This window comes from Nostoc cycadae WK-1 (genome assembly GCF_002897135.1).
Lineage (GTDB): Bacteria > Cyanobacteriota > Cyanobacteriia > Cyanobacteriales > Nostocaceae > Nostoc_B.
The window spans coordinates 311,211-325,765 of record NZ_DF978425.1 but is presented as its reverse complement, the minus strand read 5'-3'; the positions used below and the strand labels follow the sequence as shown (position 1 = coordinate 325,765).

Genomic DNA, 14,555 nt, shown 5'->3' with positions numbered 1-14,555 from the left:
TTACCTTTATTTGGATTTACGTCGGTTAATTCTAGGTTTAGTTGGTGCTGAGTTAGAAGGTGTTTTTTCCTTGAGTTGAATACCTTCGACTGCATCTGCCCAATTTTCTAAAGCTTTTATGGCTCTTTGCCTAATACTTATAGATTCTTGACGGACATTTACACTTATAGGTTCTTTATCCATTTTTACGGTTTTGAGATGTATTAACATTTTTTTTACCAACAAGAATAGATCACGACTTGTTAGCACCCTAGTGAAAGATTTAGAAACAATTAATTTCGTAAAAAGATTGTCAACTGAGGATACGGTTCCCCATGATAATTTTTCTGATTTAGTTAGTATTTGTATTAAAAAAAACAAAACTGTTTGAAAAACTTCTGTGACTTGAACTTCTTCAAAATTTCTTTGTGATAAACCTATAAGAGCAATTTCAGCTTGAGTAGAGTAAAAAGTTGAATTATTAAAATTAGGGCCTTCAAAAGAATATAAATCGGAAATGTTGATTATTTCATTTAATGTCTCATCAGGAGCAAATCTATGCAGTAAGTGAACAATTTCTGACACTTGAATAGGAGTCATATTCTGCCATGTTTGCAATTTATCAATGAGATATTTTATATTGATTAAGTGCTGATTATTTAATAGATATTGGTGAGAATGACTGAGTGTTAAATTACTGGTAATAGAACCAAGTAAATTATTTGTAATGGGAACAACTTCTTCCTGTGTAAAACGATTTAATAGTTGGTGGTCAAATGAACTTGGTGCAATTGCTACTCTTTCTATAACTTGTTGACGCAAATTTGCATCTTGTACTAGCTCTAAACCGCCTGCAAAATAAGCTTCTATTAAAATTTCAGCTAAAGATTCTGTATCTGGTTGGCAAATTAATTGTTCAATTAAATCACGCACAGATGGTTTAACAGCTAAACCACAGTAAAGAGCTATAACTTCTTTCCAACGACCATCATCATGTTCTTTTACCAACTGTTCAACATTCACTCCTATTTGATTTCCTTCATGAACTGCTCTGGCTGCTAAATATTCTTGGAAAGTTAAATGAGCAAAGCCAAATACACTGGGACGACGTTCTAATAATAATCCTGTACGATAGCGGATATGTTCTAACAACTTAGCTGCTCGTTCTGGAGCTTGCAAAACTTTGATAAAAATTTCTTGTACTTTGTTAGCATCACATTCAGCTTCATCTTGTATTTGCATTGCCAACGCAACTTCACGACAAGTACGGAGTTTTTCATCAAGACTAAATTCAGAATGAATGCCTCTTCTCTGATCCCAGTTATGTAGTAATCCTTCAACACATAACCTATAAAGTAATGCCCGGTCTTCTGGTAAATTACCTCCTTCAAAGTAATTAACTAAGCAAATGGCAGAAAGCATTAAAGGGTTACGAGCTAAATCTCTGATGTAAGGATGACTTTGAAAGCCTGCAACAATTGTCTGTCCGTCACGTTCACCTTCTCGTTTAGCTTCCGCTTCAGGCTCGTTCCTGGCTAAACGCACAGCAGTACACCAGTGACAAGTATATTCACTAATTTGAGTTTCATTAAAGTCTAATAAATCGCATTCAATAAATTCTTGTTGTTGAAGTAACCCAAATGTATAGCCTACGGGACGAGAGGAAATTAAATAATGGCATTTTGGATATTTTTCGAGGAGGTCAAATAACCAGGGCATTAAGTATTTATCGCGCAATTCTGGTTCTGTTTCATCTAGACCATCTAACATTAACAATACACGACCTGCTTGCATTTGTCGCTCAATCCAACCATCAGGCATAAGAGCCGCCCGGTCTTTACTAGCAGTTGCTTTTTCAATTAAAGCTGCGCTTTTAGGTAAATTAAGTAAATCAAGTTGTCGTACTCTTAAAAGTAAAGGAATTGCTTGTTGGTCTTGTAATATTAATTCTTCTTCAACAGAAGCCAGCTTAACTTGCAACCATTCCAAGAAAGTTGATTTACCCGCACCAGGTAAACCAACAATTACATTACGGGGTGAAATTTTTATTTGCTTAAGTGCTGTACAAGCTTGTTGATTTTCTTCATTACTACTGATTTCTTCTAGAGGTGTATTATTGTCCTCATCTCTCTCTTCATAAAGCTGACGTGCTGCGGCTAAACTCATTAAGGAGATTGAAGTATTAATCTCAGCACCATCTATTTCTTGAGTCAATTCACGCACTGCAACACGAGGCATAACAAACAATGTACGCAAATCTACATCTAAATTTGTAGTCATCCGCACTGTTCCAGCTTCAACTTTATGAAAGCGTTGCAAAAGATAGTCGCGGTGCATTAATTCATAGCGTTCATCCGCTCCAGCTTGTCCTGACTGACCTTGAGCGTTTATTTGGTCGCTAATTTCATTCAAGCGATTAACGACTTTACGGGGTAACTCAAAGGTGCTGGAAAAGTTTAAGTTTTGCCACTCTGCCATGACTGGCCCGACCATTAGTAATACTTGAATTACGGTATAAAGTGCTAAACGATAAACAGCCCCATGCTTTACTTCAACTGTTGGGGGACAAGGCAAATGTTTGAGTAAGTTTTCAACTATTGTTTCCGTCGGAATGTTGGGGTTGGCAATATCTTCTAGTTTCAGTAATTTATCAACTTTGGCAAAACCCACTAAAATACACGCTGCCTCTGCTTCGCTCAATTGTTGGTTTAAAAAGAAGCGAGTTAGAGAGGAAGAGGCTGCATCTGCTGCTGTTTCAACTTGGCGAATAACTTCGTTTCTCTTTCTTTTCTCAGGGATTTTATTACGGAAAGGCTCTGAGAATAGGCTGTCAAAAAGTTGAGCGTAAAACTCTAATACCTGGTCATCAATTGAGGACGACATATTTTAAGTATTTATTATTACCCTATTGAATTGCCTAAAAGTTATTTTGACATAAAATAACAGATTTAAGCGGTAAAAAAGCTATGTAAGTAGTTTAACCTGGCGATCGCCCTTACCAAAAACTCTCAAAGCGATCGCCTAAATCCCAATTCTCAACACAGTAACAGCTTCCGTTTTCATTGCATCAACTTCCGCTTTCGCATTTCCGTGTTACGCGCAAACTGTAGCAACTTCCGCCTTCGCATTTCCGTGTTACGCGCAAACTGTAGCAACTTCCGCCTTCGCATTTCCGTGTTACGCGCAAACTGTAACAGCTTCCGCCTTCGCATTTCCGTGTTACGCGCAAACTGTAATAGCTTCCGCCTTTATGTTATGAGAAAAAGATTGCTGTTATGTTATATCAGGCTAAGTATTTTTCATTACATAGCTGGCTACTCGTTTGTTGTTAAGCGTTTTTTTAGAGTAGGTACGTAGCGATTCTGTTCTTTCTAATCTTGACGCTTTACGAACCCAAATTATAGAAAATGAAAAAGTTGTGGCAGACTATTCTAAAAAATTCTTGCGTGGTATTGCTTATAAATATGGCAACAATAATTTGAGAGTAAGGAATGGTTCAACTGAATTATTACTCTACAAAACACTCTATCGCACTACCCATAATTGATATCACGCCACCCAATTCCAAATAGTAAAGTTAAAGGAATATGAAAAGAGTAATATAGCAAACCAAGTTAATATTAAGTATCCCCAGCGATTTTGAGCAGAAAATAACCAGCCTAATGCTAGTGAGAGCGACACAATTCCATAAGCATAACGGCTAACAGACATCAGCGCTCCAGAAAATATTATGAGTAACAATGAGCAAAAACCATAGACTACAGCAGTTTTACTCAGATGAGTTCGCAAGCACCACAACATGTAGCCGCCGCCAAATACCATCACAACTTTGATTAAACTATCTTTGCCTACAGAAATAGCATCGTTAAATATATACCACCAACTTGGTTGCGCCCATGCCTTTTGTACATGAACAAATGCTAGAGGATCTTTGAAAGTAATGGCGCAATATAAGCTAAATGAAATCAGCCCCAATGGGACACAGAGTCCTGCAATATATGCAGTTAATGGTCTTTTTTCTTGCCAAGCGACAAAAATAAAAGTAGGTAATAATGTAATTCCTGTGGCGCGAGTTGCACTAGCCAACGCACCGCAAACAGCAGCCCAGACATATTGACGACGATCAAATGCTCGCAAACCTGCCGTAGTCAAAAACAGAAATAAACCTTCAGTATAAATAACTGTACCGTATAAAGAAAACGGACACCAAGCCATTACAGCTGTTGTCCATCTGGCAACATTAATACCATGACGTTCTTTTGCCCAAGAATATACCAGTATTAGCGCCGCCAAAAAAAAGAGGTTGTTAACTACTGTCCCTGCAACTTCAAAAGGTAAGCCAAACATCATTAACCCACGGCTAATTAAGGGAAATAAAGGATAAAAAGCAACAGAATGCTGATTTCCATCATTAGCGTAGTTATAACCTTCAACAGCAATACTGCGATACCATTTACCATCCCAATGAGAAAACAGTTCCCAACTCGGTTGAGGAAAAAAACCAGGAATATAATCTAGTGGATATGGAGGTTGCCAATATGGATGTACTGCTGATTTGTACATTAAAGGAGCAACAACTTGCATCGCCACGATAATTACAAGTCTGCTCACCAGCCACATTAAAATTACAAAAAAATAGCCATTAATTTGAAAATTAATCTTTTTAAATGATATTGGTTGATGAATAACTTTTTTCATATTTATGAAAATCAATATACTCAAATGCCTAACTTTTTTCAGAAGTTGGGTATTTTGTGATTCAATAATAATTTATGACTGCTCTAGGAAGCATATTTGATTTTTGAAATAGAGTAGTAGCGATCGCCTAACATTCTATACCAGTTTTCGTTTGTCTGAAGTACATTGTTCAACCTCAATCCTTCAACTCAAATGAGTTATTACTTATGACTGATAACAAAATACCATAAAAGAATAGAGACGCAATCAATTGCGTCTCTACCTAACTATGTGATATTAAGATATACTTGTAAATTCTGAAAACTTATATCCCAACAAGAACTGATTTTTCTGGCTGTTCTTGCTCATACAGTCCTTGTTTTAGCTGCTGGCAAAGTTCATCTAATTCAGAATCTCGTTGCTCAATAATCTGTTTTGCTAATGTAATCAATCGTGCAATATTTTCTGGGCTTGCATCATCCATATTGTCATTAGCTTTGGTTAATTGTCTTTGAAAACGATAGTATTGTTTAGGATAACCATCAGCTTGTGGTAACAATTGCTCTAACTGACAAGCTACCGATTCACTACTACCATCCAAGGTAATATTTAGCATTGGCTGTACCCATTGAATTAGTCCCCATTCCACAGCTTGATCGTAATTATATCGACGATTAAGAGAACCTGTACCTAATGAGACGACCAGAATATCATTGATAGTCAGCGGTGTTTTGTCAGGCTGTTGCGGATCAGGTCTAGCGGAAGAAATTAAAGCTTCCATAATTGCCAAGGAAGTAGGATTATTAGCAAATACACCACCATCTACCAAGGCATAGTAACCACCATTTGTCGGGTCAGCTGTATCAATTTTGTAAGGTTTGAAATAAGTTGGTGCAGCAGATGTAGCCATTCCGGCTTGCTTCATGGTGTAACCGTCACAAATTTTGCGGAAGTTTTCGCCTAATTTTTGGTCTTTCACATTATTGACAAAGAAAATAGGCATCCGCAATTCAATGTCATAGCTAGTGATAAATAGGTCGGTTAATGCTTTTTTAAGAAAAGTATCTTGCAAATATTCTGTTAAAACTTCGTCTCTGCCTTTTGAAGAATATTTTGCTTTTAAAATATCATCAATTTTGATGCTTTTTGCTAGTGTAGATTCTGCAAAAATCCGCTTTCCCTCTTTACGATAGATATCAATTAAATCTTCTGCTTTAAAATGGGGAATATTTTGATTACTAGGATGTGGCTTAGTTAAAGCAGCAGATAAAATTCCGCCTGTTGAGGTTCCAGCAATTAAATTAAATAGCTGACAAATCGGTTTACCTGTGCGCTTTTCGATTTCGGCTAGAATAATTGCTGGTATAACACCGCGAATACCGCCGCCGTCAATAGACAATATTTTGTAGCGATAAGCCATGTAATCTCCTAATCTTGATCTTGTTGGCTGTTGTTTGAGGAATAAACGAGCCAAATGTACTTTAGATAGATTCAATAATATAGTTGTTATTATTGTGCAAAGTTCAGTATTTTTACTTGAAAATCAACATAAAAACAGAGACCTGGATTCTTGCAAGAAAAATCCAGGTCTCAAATTTGACTTTTATTATTCGAGTAATTTAAGTTAGAGAGTTAAAGATTGAGCATTAGTTTCAATCAACTTGCTCAAGTCTTGCAGGAAGGCTGCGGCGTGAGCGCCATAAATAATTCGGTGGTCACAGGTGATATTTACCTGCATTTGTTGGTGTACCCCAAATAAACCATCAGAAGTAGCTACTAGTTGGGGACGAGCCGCACCGATCGCCAGAATTGAACCTTGACCAGGTGGTAAAATTGCATCAAAAGTATCAACACCAAACATCCCTAAGTTAGACAGGGTAAAAGTACCGCTGTTGTATTCGTCAGGTTGTAGTTGCTTGGCGCGAGCGCGGTCTACTAAAGATTTCCAATTGCGTGAGAGGGAATAAATATCTACCATATCTGCATTTCGCAATACTGGTGTAATTAATCCGCCGTCATCCATTGCCACAGCTACAGATATGTTTATATCAGAATGATAGACAATTCCTTGATCTGAGTAGCTGGCGTTAAGTAATGGATGTTTTTGCAATGTGACTGCAACAGCTTTCGCCAGCAGTGCGGTCATTGTCACGCCTTTAGATTTAATTTGTTTGTAAAGCTTATCTAAACCATCGGTAGTAATTGTGTAACCTACCCGGAAAACAGGTACAGCTAAACTAGCAACCATCCCCCGAACTACAGCATTTTGCAGAGTAGTCAAAGGTACGATTTGACCAGGAACTGCACTGGTAGCAGCGGGAACCAGTGCGGGTGCTGCGGCTGCTACCGCAGGTGCGGGTGGTTGAACTACTGGCGCAACAGTCGGTGCGGGGGTGGTAGGAGCCGCTGGTTTACCTTTATTAACTATAGCTTCCACATCTTCAGCTACAATCCGACCGTAGGGGCCACTACCTTTGAGGCTGGTTAAATCAACTTTTAATTCTTTTGCTAACTTGCGGGCGCGGGGCGAGGCGACAAGTCTACCTTCTTTGTGGTTTGAGCCGTTACCGTTGTGAGTGGTGGCGGTGGATGCGCCGACACCTGCTGTTGCTGGGACTTTTTCGGGAGCAGGTGCTGTCGCCGCAGTGCTACCAGAATTAACCAGAGATTTTGCTGCTTCAATTTCTGCTTCGGTTTCCGCAACGTAAGCGATCGCACTACCGACAGCCGCACTCTCACCAGCTTGTACAATGATGTGTGCCAGATATCCTTCATAGAAGGTTTCTACATCCATGTCTGCCTTATCTGACTCGACAACCACCACTGTCTCGCCTTTTTCCACTTTATCCCCTGGCGATTTTACCCAGGAAACGATTTTACCTTCGGTCATGGTGGAACTAAGCGCCGGCATGAATACTTCGTGAATGCTCATATATGGTGGTTTCAGAATCGATAAATAATTTATGGACTTTAACAGCTTTTGCCAGATCGAATTGTATCTTGGCTAGAGAGTTTTCGACTTTCTATTTTATGTCACTGAGCAGGAAACAATATCTGGGTGACGCTGAAAATTATTAATGAACGCCGTGTGCAACTTTTTCTCACCACAGCACGCCTCCCCAATGTAATCGATTTTCACCACCCCAGTGGTCACAAATGCCTTGAGTAAAATCGGATACTCCCCAGGAGAGAGAACTGATGTCGTATGCAGTTTCCGCGTCAGGTTTACCAGCGTGAGTACCAAAACGCTCGACTCAAACCAGACATTTTAAGCCCAGCCATTGAGCAGAAATGTTTTGCAACTGCTCAAACTATGCTCAACACTGGTGATTAGCTACAAGTGTTTGCTTAAACTATCTTCCTGCTTATGGAATATTTTTTGCGCTATTTTATCTAACTTAAGTACTAAGCTAACTGGTAATTTATCCAGAATAATCTATTGATAGTTTCAGCATAAAGTATAAGTTAGAAAAAATAAATCTATTCCTGAATTCAGCCATCAGTCAGAAGATTTAAAACAAAATAATGTTTAGTCTAGAGGTAAAAATACATCCCTCATAATTTTATCAACTATGCCTCTTTATAAACTCGAAGAATTTGACCCCCAATACCGCGAAACATTTGCTGGTGATGATGTTAAAGATTTAGATCTCTATACTGAAGGAGGAATTAAAGTTGGTTCAGTTAGTGATGCTTTAGTTGACCAAAATGGTCGTTTTCGCTATTTAGTCATTGACACAGGCTTTGACACATTTGGTAAAAGAATTTTACTACCGATTGGTCTTTCACGTATTAACTATCCAGAAAAACGAGTATATGTTGACGGACTTAGTAAACAGCAAGTAGAAATGTTACCTGAATACCACGAAAGCTATACAGTGGATGAAGACTACGAAGAAAGAGTACGCAGTGTATTTCGTCCAGTCAACAGCAATTTAACTTACGATCGCAATACATACAATTATCAAACAGAACCGAATTTATACGATTTGAATGAGCAAAATCATCAAACTCTCAGACTTTACGAAGAACGGCTAATAGCAAATAAGCATCGCGTTAAAACTGGGGAAGTAACAGTTGGTAAACATATTGAAACAGAAACTGCACGAGTTACAGTCCCCATTCAAAAAGAGCGCGTAGTTATCGAGCGAGTTTCCCCAGCCGAAACAGAAACATTTGTCGAACCTAACGAACTCCATTTTCAAGAGGGTGAAGTAGCACGCATAGAAGTATACGAAGAAACACCAGAAATTCGCAAAGAAGCGTTTGTTCGGGAAGAAGTACGAGTTAAAAAATTAGTAGAGCGAGATACAGTCGAAGCAGAAGAAACAATTCGACGAGAAGAGTTAGATATTAATACTACAGGTGAATTGCATGTAGATGATGCTGCTAGAAATAGCCAGGGGACTCTTTAATTGAGCCAAAACATATCTAAATCAAAGTAGTTATATCATTAGTCATTTGTAGTTTTAAAAATCAGCAACAAATGGCTAATGAATGAATATCTATCTATTTTGTAGCTGATTTTTGGTGAAATTGATCTCACATAAACTTTAATTCTAAATTCGATATTGTGGCATGATATTTTTAATCATGTCATTCTTTAAATGAAATTTGCCCAGTCATAAAAATCTATCACTTTTGATAATCTTGACTTAAGGCAATTCATTCGAGAGAAAGATGTATTTTACGGAATAAATTTTTACATTAATAGTCGAAAGTCTTATAAGAGTTCAGAGGTAAAATATAATGGCTCTTTACAAATTAAATGAATTTGATCCTAACTATCGTGACTCTTTTCAAGGTAACGATATTAAAGGGTTAGGCGTATATACAGAAGGAACTGATGAGAAAATTGGTACAGTCAATGATGTTTTAGTAGACGATGAAGGACATTTTCGCTATTTAGTTGTTGACTTAGGTTTTTGGATTTTTGGTAAAAAAGTATTATTGCCAGTTGGTCGAAGCCGCATTGATTATGGTCGCGATCGCGTCTATGCTGTTGGCATGACCAGAGACCAAGCAGAAGACTTACCAGAATTTGATGAACGCCAAGTTGATTACGATTATGAAGAACGGGTACGCGGCGTTTATCGCAATCCAAAATATAGCACCACTGCTGTAGACACAGCTACACCTGTAGATACATCTGCAACATTAGATACAGGTTATACAGCAGCAACACCAGTCACAACACCCAATTTTAGCCGTGATACCTATAATTACGACGAAGAGCCTTCTTTATTTGGGTTAAATGATCGAGATCATCAAACCTTGAGGCTATATGAAGAGCGCCTAGTTGCAAATAAGAAACGTCAAAAAACTGGCGAAGTAGCTGTTGGTAAGCGCATAGAAACCGAAACGGCAAGAGTAGCAGTTCCAGTAGAAAGTGAACATGTTGTCATCGAACGCATTACCCCAGATGATGCTGGTAGAGCTATTTCTCCTGGTGAAGCTGACTTCCGTGAAGGAGAAGTTGCGCGTGTAGAAATTTATGAAGAAACTGCTGACATTCGCAAAGAAGCATTTGTCCGCGAAGAAGTTAGAGTCAGAAAAGTGGTAGAACAAGATACCGTTGAAGCTCAAGAAACAATCCGCCGGGAAGAGTTAGATGTGAATGCTCCTGGACTCCCCATTGAAGAACGCTAATTCACAATAATGATTAGTCAATAATTAATTAACTAATCATTAATTAGACATAGTACAGGTAAGGTGATTTAATCAGCTTTACCTGTACTTATAACTATCAAATTAGGGTGATAAATAGCCAACCCATGATCAATAATATTGAACAAATTAATCAAAAACCTAGTATTCATAACTTATTAGCAAGTTTAAAAATTAAGGTCGCAAGTTTTGACGTTATAGATAATCAAGGTCAACTGGTTGGCAAAGTCAAAGATTTAATCTTAGATAATCAGCGGCGACTAAATTTAGTTATATCCCAACAGGTAAATTTTCTCCCAGAAAGCGAACAACCAGTAATCAAAGAAAAGTTGGCTCTGGTGTGGAGCCAAAAAATTCAAAGAATAGACACTATTACTAAATCTATTTTTTTAAACATAGATGCAGCAGCAATTGAATATATGCCTGAAGATTTAAAACATCAAATAATTGGATATCAGGTATTATCTGATAATACTACCGAGCAAGTAGACCAGGCTGAAATAGAGAATAGTAGTATGGAAACAGCTAATTTAGAGGAATTTTCAGAAGAAACAATTGTTCGTTTACTAGAAGAACAGTTAGTAGTTGATAGCAGTATACATAAAATTGGCGAAGTAATTGTTCGTAAAGAAATTGAAACCCGGATGGTACAAGTTCCTGTCCGACGCGAAAAATTAATTGTCGAACAAGTTAGTCCGCAACATAGGCAGCTTGCAGAAATTGATTTAGGTTTAGAGGAAATTTCTGAGATTGCTTTAGCTGAATCTGGAAATACAGCAGGTAGTAACTTCGCCAGTGATTTAACAGTGAGTGGAGAATTTAGCTCACCTAAAATCGCCAGCTTACTATTAAATGCGATCGCTCTCGAAAAAAATCATGGCTGTCAGCGAGTGCGAGTCTCTATTTTATGTGAAGATGAATCACTCAAACAAAAATATCAAGAATGGTTTGACCGCTGTTCTCAAGGTCAACAAGATAGATTTGTGCCATAAGTTTCTAGCAGATGATTAATAGTAGGGTGAAAATTTTCATCCTACTTTTTTATGTCTTTTATTACCATTCATAAAGCCCCCAAGAATTTTCTTGAGGAGCTTACTGAGTGTGAAACAGTAAATGAATAAAATTTATCTTTATTAGTTTGTCTCCACATCTTACCAAAGATATGGTTTATCGTGTTCTGATGTAATTGATGAACTATAAATACAGCAAAATTCATCATCTAGAATTACAAAGACTTGATTTCTAGATTTTAGTCTGAGCTTGGGTACTGTCCTAATTTTAAATCTGCTGTATAAAAATACTTATACATCTAACTAGAGTTTTTATCTCTCTCAAGTTAGAGGAAAAAAATTGTTCAAAGGATAGAAGAAAAATTAATGGTAAAAGCATAACCTAATTATATAAATTACTCACTGATATTATATTGATTGAAAACATAATTAGCTGAAAATAGCTCTAAAAATTTGTAGAACTAGATCATTGCTTGTAAAAATAAAGAGGTTTAACTGTGAATTATCTAAGCGTCATTGATAGTAATTGGATGCAAAAACTTCAGCAGAAAAAAGGAGCGATCGCTATAGGATTAATGGCGATAATTCTTCCTGCTTGTAGTTATGACCAACCACAGGCGATAACTCCAGCAACGCCAGAACAACAACGCAACCAAGTTAGTCGAGAAATAGTAGATAGCCAGATAGAAGAAGTCACAGATAAAACAGATAAGCTTATTGGCAAAAGTGTCACAATTACCACTCAACCGATAAGATTAATTGGCCCTACCAGCTTTACAGTTAACGATAAAGAACTATTTGATAATCAAAATATTTTAGTTATTAATGCCACAGGGCAACCTTTTACATTACCCAGTACAAATAACATCCCAATTCAAATTACTGGACAAGTTCGCAGATTTGATTTAGCACAAATTAATCAAGATTATAAATTAGATTTGCAGACCGATTATTACAGAGATTACGATGATCAACCTGTGATTGTAGCTAAATCACTGGCTTTATCTCCTAATCCAGGCGAACTGACTACGAACCCCAACGCCTACTATGGTAAAAAGCTAACAGTCACAGGTAAAGTTGCAAATATCAATAGTGCGATCGCCTACACTCTAGATGAAAACAAATTGCTAGGTGGCGAAGATTTACTCATACTACACACAAAACCACAAGCAAAAGTGAAGCCAGGAGAGCAAATATCTGTCTCAGGTGTCCTGCGTCCCCTCGTTATTACAGAATTAGAGCGAGACTACAACCTGACTTGGGATTTAAATTTGCGGAAGCAACTAGAAGCAAAGTACCGGAATAAACCTGTATTAGTAGTTACAAATGTTGCTCCTTAAAAGTTTTTACAGATTAAGCCAGTACTAGCTTATACCAATTCAGCGATTCTTTTGTTGACACTCCTCGCATTTTTAAAGCGAGGATTCTTTTTTATCAAGGTGGAGGAGTGGAAGTGCCATTTTATGGTCTAAATTGTAACTATCTCATTTATTAGGGGTTCCTCTCAAATCGCAGTAATGTTTCTTTTTCAGTTTAGATAATCTTTTCAAGTTAAATTAAATCACCCTTACTTAACAGACAAATTATTACAATTCCTAAGAAACTAAAACACGAGGACGAATAGTTTCTTGAATTTCTTTGCCTACCGTTTGTTCAGCTAACTTCAATTCATAGTTTTTCTGAAGATTTAGCCAAAACTCTCCACCAGTTCCAAAATATTGACCTAATCGCAAAGCTGTATCAGCTGTTATCCCTCTTTTTCCATTGATGATTTCGGTAATCCGGTTTTTAGGAACATGGAGAACACGAGCTAAATCACTTGCTGTCATACCAAGTTCTGTGATTTCATCCCCAAGAATTTCTCCTGGGTGGATGGGTGAACGTGCCATTTATCTCTCCAGATGGGTATTTTTGCATTTATTAGGGGTTCCTCTAAGAGAAACCCCCAAAAAATTTATTTTTTACAGTTATCTTAAAGCAACCAATTTATTATGGCTTGGGGGTACTTGCTGGTACTGGTACTGGTGCGGAAGTTGCAGCAGACGTAGGAGTGGAGGAAGCGGTTGCGGCTTTGTTAATTTCGTCTCGATATTGAGCAGGCGCTAAATTTACTGCACTATCAAACAAAGGTTTAGCTTCAGATGTTTTGCCTTGTTCCTTCAATAACATAGCTTTAGCTAAAACTGGGCGAAAATCTTTGGGATCTTTCTTAATTGCTTGGTTATAGACATTCACAGCTTGAGGAAAGCGTTTTTGAGCAGCATAGACATTGCCTAATAGCACCTGTACAGCGATAACATTCACGCTTCCCGGCTGAATATTATTGGCTTGAGTAGCATTATTTAAAGTTTCTTGTAATAGACCAATAGCCGCTTCGGGGCGTTGCTGGTCTATTAACAGTGCTACCATACCCTGTAAAGCCTTCAAATCACCGGGTTTAGTATCCAGAATTGTGCGATATGCTTGGGCGGCTCCTTCTTTATCACCAATTTGTTGCTTGGCTTGAGCTAAGAGGACTCCATATTCCGACCTTTCAGGGTTGAGTTTAGCTAGTTTTTCTAAAGGGGCAATTACTCCTTGAACATCACCTTGATTTAGACTTAAAAGCTGTAGCCGCGCTTGTAATAAACCTTTAAGGGCAGTTTGATTCTCAGGTTCCCGTTGTAAAACTAGTTCATAACCCCGTACTTCGTCTTGCAATTTTGATTTTTGGTCAGAGGAAGCCAAGTTACCTTTGGGAGCAGTATTCTGGCTTGTCGGTGTTGGACTATTGAAAGCGCTAATAATAGGAATTATAGATACACCCACAAACATAAGAACTGCTAATGCCAAGATGACTCGCACTATCCAACGATTACGCGTTTGAGACACAGTTGTGTAATTCTCCAGAACTCTAATGACATTATCATTGACACAAATCGGAAATGAAAAATTTCCAAAACTTTGCGGAATACCGCCAATTGCCTGTGAATTTTATAACAAATAACTATTTCCGCTGCTAAAGTAAGTGATGACTTTAGGGGGAGCCGTCAGAGTTATACCTATGATATGCTTCCGAAACTGGTGTCTAGACGCTAGATTAAACATTTAGAGTATAAATGTAAATTTAGCGTTTTTAAATTGTATTGGGTGTTGTCCTGTGCCTTGATGGAAATAAATATACTTTCATCAGCCGCACAAACGCTCTTTCCAGTTGCTTTAGTAAAATCCCACAATGGGATG

Annotated in this window: 11 protein-coding genes; 5 read left to right on the top strand and 6 right to left on the bottom strand. The window is 37.8% G+C overall.

The features are described 5' to 3' along the window. Positions 1-6: 6 nt before the first annotated feature. The 4 genes from NCWK1_RS09415 to NCWK1_RS09400 form a co-directional block, all read right to left on the bottom strand. Positions 7-2,862 (bottom strand): NACHT domain-containing protein, encoded by a 2,856-nt coding sequence (locus tag NCWK1_RS09415; RefSeq protein WP_103124529.1) that lies wholly within the window; start codon positions 2,860-2,862, stop codon positions 7-9. 666 nt (positions 2,863-3,528) lie between these two features. After that, positions 3,529-4,677, bottom strand: coding sequence for a hypothetical protein (locus tag NCWK1_RS09410; protein WP_103124528.1), 1,149 nt, complete (start codon positions 4,675-4,677; stop codon positions 3,529-3,531). 304 nt (positions 4,678-4,981) lie between these two features. After that, positions 4,982-6,076, bottom strand: a complete 1,095-nt coding sequence (locus tag NCWK1_RS09405; protein WP_096579802.1) for a patatin-like phospholipase family protein — start codon at positions 6,074-6,076, stop codon at positions 4,982-4,984. Positions 6,077-6,280: 204 nt separating this feature from the next. After that, on the bottom strand, positions 6,281-7,588 hold the full coding sequence (locus NCWK1_RS09400) for a dihydrolipoamide acetyltransferase family protein (RefSeq protein WP_103124527.1): 1,308 nt from the start codon (positions 7,586-7,588) through the stop codon (positions 6,281-6,283). Between the two features lie 273 nt (positions 7,589-7,861). Here NCWK1_RS09400 and NCWK1_RS30395 point away from each other — a divergent pair, with 273 nt between their 5' ends. The 5 genes from NCWK1_RS30395 (at position 7,862) to NCWK1_RS09380 (ending at position 12,673) form a co-directional block, all read left to right on the top strand. Next, positions 7,862-7,990, top strand: a complete 129-nt coding sequence (locus tag NCWK1_RS30395; RefSeq protein WP_281259103.1) for a hypothetical protein — start codon at positions 7,862-7,864, stop codon at positions 7,988-7,990. A 238-nt stretch (positions 7,991-8,228) separates the two neighbouring features. Next, the gene (locus NCWK1_RS09395; protein WP_103124526.1) at positions 8,229-9,071 is read left to right on the top strand and encodes a DUF2382 domain-containing protein; all 843 of its coding nucleotides are present in this window, start codon (positions 8,229-8,231) and stop codon (positions 9,069-9,071) included. A gap of 334 nt (positions 9,072-9,405) precedes the next feature. Then, positions 9,406-10,305: a DUF2382 domain-containing protein gene (locus NCWK1_RS09390; RefSeq protein WP_103124525.1), complete on the top strand. Its 900-nt coding sequence runs from the start codon at positions 9,406-9,408 to the stop codon at positions 10,303-10,305. A gap of 125 nt (positions 10,306-10,430) precedes the next feature. Further along, complete coding sequence (locus NCWK1_RS09385; protein WP_096579792.1) at positions 10,431-11,315, top strand: DUF2382 domain-containing protein; 885 nt, start codon at positions 10,431-10,433, stop codon at positions 11,313-11,315. Positions 11,316-11,830: 515 nt separating this feature from the next. Next, entirely contained in the window at positions 11,831-12,673 is an 843-nt protein-coding gene (locus NCWK1_RS09380; protein WP_245894864.1) for a hypothetical protein, read from the top strand. A 255-nt stretch (positions 12,674-12,928) separates the two neighbouring features. Here the strand turns inward: NCWK1_RS09380 and NCWK1_RS09375 are convergent, their stop codons facing one another. Both NCWK1_RS09375 and NCWK1_RS09370 read right to left on the bottom strand, forming a co-directional pair. Then, positions 12,929-13,222, bottom strand: a complete 294-nt coding sequence (locus NCWK1_RS09375; protein ID WP_103124523.1) for a HigA family addiction module antitoxin — start codon at positions 13,220-13,222, stop codon at positions 12,929-12,931. Positions 13,223-13,322: 100 nt separating this feature from the next. After that, the gene (locus tag NCWK1_RS09370) at positions 13,323-14,204 is read right to left on the bottom strand and encodes a tetratricopeptide repeat protein (protein WP_103124522.1); all 882 of its coding nucleotides are present in this window, start codon (positions 14,202-14,204) and stop codon (positions 13,323-13,325) included. Between the last annotated feature and the right edge of the window lie 351 nt (positions 14,205-14,555).

Coding starts and splice junctions, on each gene's coding strand:
- NCWK1_RS30395 (WP_281259103.1), top strand. CDS start 7,862: ATGCAGTTTCCGCGTCAGGTTTACCAGCGTGAGTACCAAAACGCTCGA.
- NCWK1_RS09395 (WP_103124526.1), top strand. CDS start 8,229: ATGCCTCTTTATAAACTCGAAGAATTTGACCCCCAATACCGCGAAACA.
- NCWK1_RS09415 (WP_103124529.1), bottom strand. CDS start 2,862: ATGTCGTCCTCAATTGATGACCAGGTATTAGAGTTTTACGCTCAACTT.
- NCWK1_RS09405 (WP_096579802.1), bottom strand. CDS start 6,076: ATGGCTTATCGCTACAAAATATTGTCTATTGACGGCGGCGGTATTCGC.
- NCWK1_RS09400 (WP_103124527.1), bottom strand. CDS start 7,588: ATGAGCATTCACGAAGTATTCATGCCGGCGCTTAGTTCCACCATGACC.
- NCWK1_RS09385 (WP_096579792.1), top strand. CDS start 10,431: ATGATCAATAATATTGAACAAATTAATCAAAAACCTAGTATTCATAAC.
- NCWK1_RS09410 (WP_103124528.1), bottom strand. CDS start 4,677: ATGAAAAAAGTTATTCATCAACCAATATCATTTAAAAAGATTAATTTT.
- NCWK1_RS09375 (WP_103124523.1), bottom strand. CDS start 13,222: ATGGCACGTTCACCCATCCACCCAGGAGAAATTCTTGGGGATGAAATC.
- NCWK1_RS09390 (WP_103124525.1), top strand. CDS start 9,406: ATGGCTCTTTACAAATTAAATGAATTTGATCCTAACTATCGTGACTCT.